Source organism: Streptomyces sp. NPDC047880 (assembly GCF_040706515.1).
Lineage (GTDB): Bacteria > Actinomycetota > Actinomycetes > Streptomycetales > Streptomycetaceae > Streptomyces.
On the sequence record NZ_JBEZOK010000025.1, the window covers coordinates 132,794 to 140,630 of the forward strand.

Genomic DNA, 7,837 nt, shown 5'->3' on the forward strand with positions numbered 1-7,837 from the left:
GTCAAGGAGTCATCGCGATGCCCTTCACCACCCGTGCCGCGGTCGTCGAGTCCGGCGGCGCGCCCTTCACCCTCTCCGACGTCGTCCTCGATGCGCCGGGCCCGCACGAGGCGCTGGTCCGCATGGTTGCCGCCGGCCTGTGCCACACCGATCTCGGAGTGGCGAGCGGCGGGCTGCCCTTCCCGCTGCCCGGCGTCCTGGGCCACGAGGGCGCGGGCGTCGTCGAGGCCGTCGGCCGCGCCGTCACCGGCGTCGCGCCGGGCGACCACGTCCTGCTCTCCTTCACCTCCTGCGGTGACTGCCGCAACTGCCGTGGCGGGCATCCGGCGTACTGCGCGACCTGGCTGCCGCTGAACCTGATCGGCGGCAGCCGGGCCGACGGCACGAGCACCATCAGCCGGGACGGCGAGAGGCTGGGCGGCCACTTCTTCGGCCAGTCCTCCTTCGCCGAGCTGGCCCTGGCCGACGAGCGCAGCCTCGTCAAGGTCGACCCGGAGGTGCCGCTGGAATCGATCGCCCCGCTGGGCTGCGGCGTACAGACCGGTGTGGGCGCCGTGTGGAACGTCCTGCAGCCGGAGACCGGCGGCACGGTCGTCGTCCTGGGCGCCGGAGCGGTCGGCCTGTCGGCGGTGATGGCGGCGGCGCTCACCCCGGCCACCAGGATCGTCGCCGTCGACCGGGTCGCCGAACGCCTCGCCCTGGCAAGGGAGCTGGGCGCCACCCACACCGTCGACACGAGCGGGACGGACCTCGCCCGGGCCCTCGGCGAGATCACCGGGGGACGGGGCGCGGACGGGGTCGTGGAGACCACGGGCAACGTCGGTGTCCTGCGTCAGGGCGTCGACGGGCTGGCAGCCCGAGGCACCCTGGTCGTGGTCGGCGCCCCGCCCTTCGGCACCGAGGTCGCCCTCGACGTCAACGGCCTGCTCGGGGGCAAGCGCGTCGTCGGCCTGACCCTCGGCGACAGCGAGACGCAGACCATGATCCCGGCCCTGGTCGCCCTGGTGAAGGACGGACGGCTCCCGCTGCACCGCCTGATCGGCGCCTACCCCTTCGACGACATCGAGCGGGCGGTCCAGGACATGAGGTCCGGCAAGACGATCAAGCCGGTCCTGACGTTCTGACACCGCCCGCGACGCCGGCTCAGTCGTTCAGCAGGACCAGCTTCCCCGTCGTACGGCCGGTGTCGCCGAGGGCGTGTGCCTCGGCGGCCTCGGCCAGCGGGAAGGTCCCGGCGATCGTGGCGCGCAGCTTCCCCGCCTCCACGAGCCCGGCGACCGCCTCCATGCCGCTGCGGTCGGCGTCCACCAGCATCCGCAGCGCCCGCACACCGAGCCGCTCGGCCTCCTCGTACAACTCGTCCGAGCCGCCCGGGAGGATCGAGACCAGGACACCGCCGGGGCGCAGCACGCGCAGCGAGCGCAGGGCGTTGTCGCCGCCGATCGTGTCCAGGACGACGTCGGCGTCCTTCACGGCCTCGGTGACGTCCGTCTCCCGGTAGTCGATCGCCTCGTCGACGCCGATGCCGCGCAGGAACTCGTGCTTGCCCGCGCTCGCCGTGCCGATCACATAGGCGCCGCGCGCCTTCGCGATCTGCACCGCCACGTGCCCGACCCCGCCGGCCGCGGCGTGGATCAGCACCCGCTGCCCGGGCCGGAGGTCCGCGTGTTCGGTCAGCGCCTGCCAGGCGGTGAGCGAGACCAGCGGGAGCGCGCCCGCCTGGGTGTGGTCGACGCCGGCCGGCTTGCGGGTCAGGGCGCGGACCGGGGCGATGACGTATTCGGCGTGCGAGCCGTGCCCGTACGGATACGGCAGCATGCCGAAGACCTCGTCACCGGGAGCGAAGGCCGCGACGCCGATGCCGACCGCCTCCACCACCCCGGAGACGTCCCAGCCCAGGACGAAGGGCGGCTCGCCCAGGAATCCGCCGGTGGCGCGGTGCTTCCAGTCGGTGGGGTTGACTCCGGCGGCCCGCACCCGGACCAGTACCTCGTTGGGCTTCGGTACCGGGCGTCCGATCTCCGCTTCCTTCAGGACCTCGGGGCCGCCGAGGACGTCCTGGGTGATGACTCGCATCGTGTTCTGTGTGCTCATGGTCAACCAGCGTGCCGGTCCGCGCCCGCCGCGCCAATGGCAAGATTGCCAACATTCGATACGATCGTGCCATGCGACGTGAACGAGTGGTGGTCCTGGCCCTGGACGGGGTGTACCCCTTCGAGCTGGGCATCCCCAGCCGGATCCTCGGTGCGGCCGACGGCCGGTACGAGGTCCTCACCTGCTCGGCCGACGGCCGTCCGGTGCGCACCAACGCGGACTTCGGCGTCACCGTGGAGCACGGCCCCGAGATCTTGTCGACGGCGGACACCGTCGTGATCGCGCCCGTCGCCCCCGACCGGCTGGCCGACGAGGTGTCCGACGACGTCCTGGGGGCGCTCGCGCTCATCCGCCCCGGCACCCGCACCGTCTCCATCTGCACCGGCGCCTTCGTCCTCGCCGCCGCCGGTCTCCTCGACGGGCGCCGGGCGACCACCCACTGGCAGGTCGCCGACCGCTTCCGGCGCATGTTCCCGCGCGTCGACCTCGACCCGGACGTGCTGTTCGTCGACGACCACCCGTTCCTGACCTCCGCCGGGGCCGCCTCCGGCGTGGACATCTGTCTGCACCTGGTCCGCAAGGACCACGGCAGCCGGCTGGCCAACAGCGTCGCCCGGCGCTGCGTCGTCCCGCCCTTCCGGGACGGCGGCCAGGCCCAGTACATCGAGCAGCCCGTCCCCGAGCAGGGCGCCGCGAGCACCGCGGCCACCCGCGCCTGGGCTCTGGAGCGCCTCGACGAACCGCTCACCCTGGCCGACCTCTCCGGCCACGCGCGGATGAGCCAGCGCACCTTCGCCCGCCGCTTCCAGGGCGAGGTGGGCCTCAGCCCCGGCCGCTGGCTGATCCAGCAGCGCGTGGTCAGGGCGCGGCACCTGCTGGAGTCCAGCGACCTGACGGTTGATCAGATCGCGGGCCGGGTCGGCTTCGCGACCGGCGCTTCGCTGCGCCAGCACCTGCACGCGGCGATCGGCGTCTCCCCGCAGGCCTACCGCCGTACGTTCCAGACCGCCCGCTGATGTCGGCGGCTCACATGCACTTCTTCCTGACGGCACGCCAATTCCACTGACAGCAAAGCCATTTGTCGACCTGTTGCCCTCTGTCGGAGCGTGACGGAACCCTCACGTCCGGGGCCCGGTGCGATTGATCCTTTCGGGTCCAAACCCGATAAGGTTCCGATCGGCGCTGCGAGTTGACGCGATCGCGTCCAGTCGACCCGCGGTGCGTACTCATGAGTGCGGTCCACCCCCCCCTGTTCGTTCGTGTTGCTTCGAAGGATGCAGATGGAACTCGCCACTCCGCCACCGGCGGCGCGGGCCCCTGTCGCCTGGTACAGCTGGTGGTTGATGCCGCTGGGCCTGGGAGGCGGGACCGTTGCCGCCACGTTCATGAGCTCGGAGCGAATAACCGCGGCCGTCGCCGGAGTCGCGGCGACAGCGGCCGGAGCCGTGTGCGTACGGCTGCTGCTGCGCACCAGGGCACAACTGCACCGGGCGGAGAGCTCCTTCCGTGCCACGCAGGCCGAGCACAACCAGCAGTGGCAGCAGCACGTGACCGGCCTGGAACGGAAGTTCTCCGCCGAACGCGCCGGCCTGGAATCCCAGCTCAACGAGCAGAACGCGACGTACGAGCGGCGCCTGGCCGAGCAGAGCGCCGCCTACGAGTCGCAGCTCGCCGACCGGTCCCGCGCCTACGAGGAACGGCTGACCGAGCAGGCCACGTCCTACGAGGCCCAGCTCGCCGACCAGGCCGAGGTCTGGCAGGAGCAGCTCTCCCACCAGCTCGCCGCGGTCGCCCGGCTCGCCGACGAGCAACTGCCCGACGCGATGGCGAAGCTGCGCGCCGGCGACGCCATCGACGACCTGCTGCCCGCCGTCAACCAGTGCGCCAAGGTCAGCTCGGAGCTCCAGGCCGAACTGCGCAAGCTGCTGCGCACCTCCCTGATCGGCCTGGAGACGGAGTTCGACCGCTCCACCTCCGCCGAGCAGGCCGTGATCAGCATCGGCAACCGCATCCACGTCCTGACCAGCAAGCTCCGCGGCCGGCTGCACGAGATGCAGGGCGAACACGGCCGGCTGCCGGCCGTCGCCCGGGGCCTGATGGAGCTCGACCAGGAACTCGGCCCCGCCGACTCGCTCGCCGCGAGCATCGGCGTGCTCGGCGGCTCCGACCGGCCCGGCCGGCAGTGGCAGGAGCCGCAGCGCCTGCTGAGCGTGGTGCGCGGCGGCATCGGCCGCATCAAGGACTTCCACCGGATCCAGGTGCGTCACCTGCCCGAACTCGGCGTCGACGGCGGCCTCGTCGATCACCTCACGCTGATCCTGGCCCACCTCCTGGACAACGCGGCCCGCTACTCGCCGCCCACCGAGCCGGTGCTCATCTCCGGCAGGGAGGTGCCCAACGGCGTCGGCATCGAGATCCAGGACTCGGGCAAGGGCCTGAGCGAGGAGAAGAAGCGCGAGGCCGAGCACGCCCTCGCGGGCACCGCGCCCGGCGCGGGCCTCGGCGGCATCACCGAGGACGCCAACATCGGCCTGCGCGTCGTCGGCGCCCTCGCCCGCCGCTACGGCATCCGCGTCACCTTCGCGGACTCCCCGTGGCTCGGCACCTCCGTGGTGGTCGTGGTCCCGCACAAGTACTTCAGCCCGCTTCCCGCGGCCGCGCCCGCCGCGGCCGCGCCGGCGACGTCCGCGTCCGCCCCGCAGGCCCGTGCCGCCACCGCCGCCCCGGCCCGCGAGACGGCCATCGTGCCCGAACAACGGGCCGCGCGGGCCGAGACCGGGGAGACCACACCCGGCGGACTGCCCCGGCGCCGCAGCAAGCGGAACGAGACGGAGCCCAGGCCCGCCGAGCGAAGCGACCGGACAACCGTGGCCGCCGTCCCGCCGGACGCGTCCTTCTCGGGACTCGCCGCCTTCGCCACCGCCGGACGTGACGCGGCGGAGGCCCTCGAGCCGGCCGACGACGGCGACACCCTCGCCGGCCGCGAGTACACCGAGCACCGCACCGAAGAGAGCGACTAGTCCTCATGACGCAACAAGGAACAGACGTGAGCTGGGCGCTCCGCGATCTCGTCGAGAGCATCCAGGAGATCCGTTTCGCCCTCGTGGCCTCCAGTGACGGCAAGGCCATCACCTCCTACGGCGCCGAAGACCCCGACGACGTAGACCGCTTCGCGGCCGTGGTGGCCGGCCTGCAGGCCCTGGCCCAGCCGGTCGCCGAGCAGTTCCCGAAGTACGCCGGGCAGTTGCGCCTGGCGATGATCGAGGTGGACGGCGGGCACCTCTTCGTCGTGCGCGCGGGCGTGGAGACGTACCTCGGTGTCCTCGCCAGGGAAGGCCTCGACCAGGGGCTGCTGGGACATCAGATGAGGGACCTGGCCCGCAGGATGGGTGAACTCCTCGGCACCACTCCGCGCCTGGAGGAGCACTCTGGATGAGTGCTCCCCGCAGACCGTCGGACCCGTCCGGTCTCGAGCGCTACTACGTCCTCACCGGGGGGCGCAGCGGACCGGGCGGTTCGGCGTCGAGCCTCGACGTGGCGACCCTGGTCGTCGCCCGCGCCGCCCCGTTACCGGGCATGCAGCACGAGCACGAGGAGATCCTCCGCCGCTGCCGGGACCCGCTGTCGGTCGCCGAACTCGGCGCTCACCTCGGGCTCCCCTTCAACATTCTCGCGGTGCTGCTGTCGGACCTGCTGGACGCAGGTCGCGTCGAAGCCCGTAACCCCATTCCGGCACACGACGCCGGCCGCGGGCCCGACCTCGCGCTCCTTGAGGAGGTACTCAGTGGACTTGAAAGGCTTTGACCAACCCGGAGGCTCGGCCGGGGACACCCGGTCGGTGAAGGTGATGATCGCGGGCGGCTTCGGCACCGGGAAGACCACCATGGTCCGGTCGGTCAGCGACATCAAGCCGCTCACCACCGAGGAGACCCTCACCCAGGCCAGTGCCGACGTCGACCACCTCATCGGCGTCGCCGACAAGACGCAGACCACCGTCAGCCTGGATTTCGGCAAGATCGGCATCAACGAGAGCCTGGTGCTGTACCTGTTCGGCACGCCCGGCCAGGAACGGTTCTGGTTCCTGTGGAACGGCCTGTTCAAAGGGGCCCTCGGGGCGATCGTCCTGGTGGACACGCGCCGCCTGGAGTCCAGTTTCCGGGCGATCGAGGAGATGGAGCGCCAGGAGGTCCCCTTCGTTGTCGCGCTGAACGTCTTCCCCGACTCCCGGAACTACCCGGTCGAGGAGATCCGGGACGCCCTGGACATCCCCGGGCACACCCCGGTCGTGGCCTTCGACGCCCGTGACCGGGCCTCCAGCCGGGACGTCCTCGTCGCCCTGATCCACCATCTGAAGGAACGCTCCGCCGTGGCCCTGGAGCCCCGATGAACGACCAGACCGAAACCAGCCCGCAGGCCGTGCGGGGCTGCCCCGTCGCCCACCACGGCGCCGAACCGGCCCGGCTGTACGGCCCGGAGGCCGCGACCGACCCGGTGGGCATCTACGAGCGGCTGCGCAAGGAGCACGGCTCGATCGCGCCGGTCCTGCTCGAAGGCGACGTGCCCGCCTGGCTGGTGCTCGGCTACCGGGACAACCGGCGGGTGCTCGACAACCCCCGCCAGTTCAGCCGCGACGCGAGGATCTGGCGGGACTGGCGGGAGGGCCGGGTCGAGGAGACCTCGCCGATCATGCCGATGGTCGGCTGGCGCCCCGACTGTGTGTCCCAGGACGGCGAACCGCACCGCAGGCTGCGCGGCGCCGTCACCGACGGGTTGCAGGCGGCGGCCGCCCGGGGTATCCGGCGGCACGTCACGTACTTCGCGAACAAGCAGATCGACGCGTTCGCCGACACCGGGCGCGCCGACCTCGTGGCCGACTACGCCGAGCAACTGCCGATGCTCGTGCTCACCAGGATGCTGGGCCTTCCCGCGGCGGACGGGCTACGTCTGATCGAGTCGTGCGCCCAGGTCTTCAAGGGCGGTGAGGGCGCCCTCGAGCACAACGACCGGATCATGGAGATCCTCGCGGAACTCGCCGAGCGCAAGCGGGCCGAGCCGGGCTCCGACTTCGCCACGGCCCTGCTGGAGCACCCGGCCGGCCTCGATCACGACGAGGTCGTCAGCCATCTGCGCCTGGTGCTGATCGCCGCGCACACCACCACCAGCAATCTGCTGGCCCGGGTCCTGCAACGAGTCCTCACCGACGCCGCCCGGCTGTCCGGTCTGGTCAGCGGGGAACTGAACATCTCCTCGGTGGTGGAAGAGGTCATGTGGGACGCCCCGCCGCTGTCCGTGCTGCCGGGCCGGTTCGCAACCGCCGACCTGGAGCTCGGAGGCCATCACGTCCAGGAGGGAGAACTGCTCATCCTGGGCCTGGCCGCCGGCAACCTCGACCCGGAGGTACGGCCCGACTCGGCCGTCGCCGTGCAGGGCAACCAGTCGCACCTGGCGTTCAGCGCCGGACCGCACGAGTGCCCGGGGCAGAACATCGGCCAGTCCATCATCGAGATCGGCGTGGACGTGCTGCTGCACCGGCTGCCGGACCTGCGCCTGGCCGTACCGCCGGAAGAACTCGGCTCGACCGCCTCCACGTGGGAGTCCCGGCTGGACGGCCTGCCGGTCGAGTTCGCCGTCTAGTGCCGCGGCGGGCAACGTTTGCCCGTGAAGGAGCGGCGTCCGGTGCGTGCTCTCGGCGTGCCGGCCGGAAGCCCTCGTACGGGGCGTACTCGGGCTTTCGGCCGGTGCG

At 71.9% G+C, this 7,837-nt stretch carries 8 protein-coding genes; 7 read left to right on the forward strand and 1 reads right to left on the reverse strand.

The window, feature by feature from the left end:
- Nucleotides 1-17: 17 nt before the first annotated feature.
- Entirely contained in the window at nt 18-1,124 is a 1,107-nt protein-coding gene (locus AB0937_RS30585) for an NAD(P)-dependent alcohol dehydrogenase (RefSeq protein ID WP_366716161.1), read from the forward strand.
- A 19-nt stretch (nt 1,125-1,143) separates the two neighbouring features.
- On the opposite strand, the gene AB0937_RS30590 is transcribed toward AB0937_RS30585, so the two are convergent.
- Nucleotides 1,144-2,094 (reverse strand): NADP-dependent oxidoreductase, encoded by a 951-nt coding sequence (locus AB0937_RS30590; protein ID WP_366716163.1) that lies wholly within the window; start codon nt 2,092-2,094, stop codon nt 1,144-1,146.
- A gap of 71 nt (nt 2,095-2,165) precedes the next feature.
- On the opposite strand from AB0937_RS30590, the gene AB0937_RS30595 reads away from it, so the two are divergent.
- From AB0937_RS30595 to AB0937_RS30620, 6 genes are all read left to right on the forward strand, one after another.
- Nucleotides 2,166-3,110 (forward strand): helix-turn-helix domain-containing protein, encoded by a 945-nt coding sequence (locus AB0937_RS30595; RefSeq protein ID WP_366716165.1) that lies wholly within the window; start codon nt 2,166-2,168, stop codon nt 3,108-3,110.
- A 264-nt stretch (nt 3,111-3,374) separates the two neighbouring features.
- Entirely contained in the window at nt 3,375-5,114 is a 1,740-nt protein-coding gene (locus AB0937_RS30600) for an ATP-binding protein (RefSeq protein ID WP_366716167.1), read from the forward strand.
- 5 nt (nt 5,115-5,119) lie between these two features.
- Nucleotides 5,120-5,530, forward strand: coding sequence for a roadblock/LC7 domain-containing protein (locus AB0937_RS30605; protein WP_003994857.1), 411 nt, complete (start codon nt 5,120-5,122; stop codon nt 5,528-5,530).
- On the forward strand, nt 5,527-5,898 hold the full coding sequence (locus tag AB0937_RS30610) for a DUF742 domain-containing protein (protein ID WP_078650896.1): 372 nt from the start codon (nt 5,527-5,529) through the stop codon (nt 5,896-5,898). The genes AB0937_RS30605 and AB0937_RS30610 overlap by 4 nt, the downstream gene beginning before the upstream one ends.
- Nucleotides 5,879-6,481 (forward strand): ATP/GTP-binding protein, encoded by a 603-nt coding sequence (locus AB0937_RS30615; protein WP_366716170.1) that lies wholly within the window; start codon nt 5,879-5,881, stop codon nt 6,479-6,481. Before AB0937_RS30610 ends, AB0937_RS30615 begins: the two co-directional genes overlap by 20 nt.
- Nucleotides 6,478-7,728 carry a cytochrome P450 gene (locus AB0937_RS30620; protein ID WP_366716172.1) on the forward strand — a complete coding sequence of 417 codons (1,251 nt, stop codon included), beginning with the start codon at nt 6,478-6,480 and terminating at the stop codon, nt 7,726-7,728. Before AB0937_RS30615 ends, AB0937_RS30620 begins: the two co-directional genes overlap by 4 nt.
- Nucleotides 7,729-7,837 lie beyond the last annotated feature (109 nt).

Coding starts and splice junctions, on each gene's coding strand:
- AB0937_RS30590 (WP_366716163.1), bottom strand. CDS start 2,094: ATGAGCACACAGAACACGATGCGAGTCATCACCCAGGACGTCCTCGGC.
- AB0937_RS30600 (WP_366716167.1), top strand. CDS start 3,375: ATGGAACTCGCCACTCCGCCACCGGCGGCGCGGGCCCCTGTCGCCTGG.
- AB0937_RS30620 (WP_366716172.1), top strand. CDS start 6,478: ATGAACGACCAGACCGAAACCAGCCCGCAGGCCGTGCGGGGCTGCCCC.
- AB0937_RS30585 (WP_366716161.1), top strand. CDS start 18: ATGCCCTTCACCACCCGTGCCGCGGTCGTCGAGTCCGGCGGCGCGCCC.
- AB0937_RS30595 (WP_366716165.1), top strand. CDS start 2,166: ATGCGACGTGAACGAGTGGTGGTCCTGGCCCTGGACGGGGTGTACCCC.
- AB0937_RS30610 (WP_078650896.1), top strand. CDS start 5,527: ATGAGTGCTCCCCGCAGACCGTCGGACCCGTCCGGTCTCGAGCGCTAC.
- AB0937_RS30605 (WP_003994857.1), top strand. CDS start 5,120: ATGACGCAACAAGGAACAGACGTGAGCTGGGCGCTCCGCGATCTCGTC.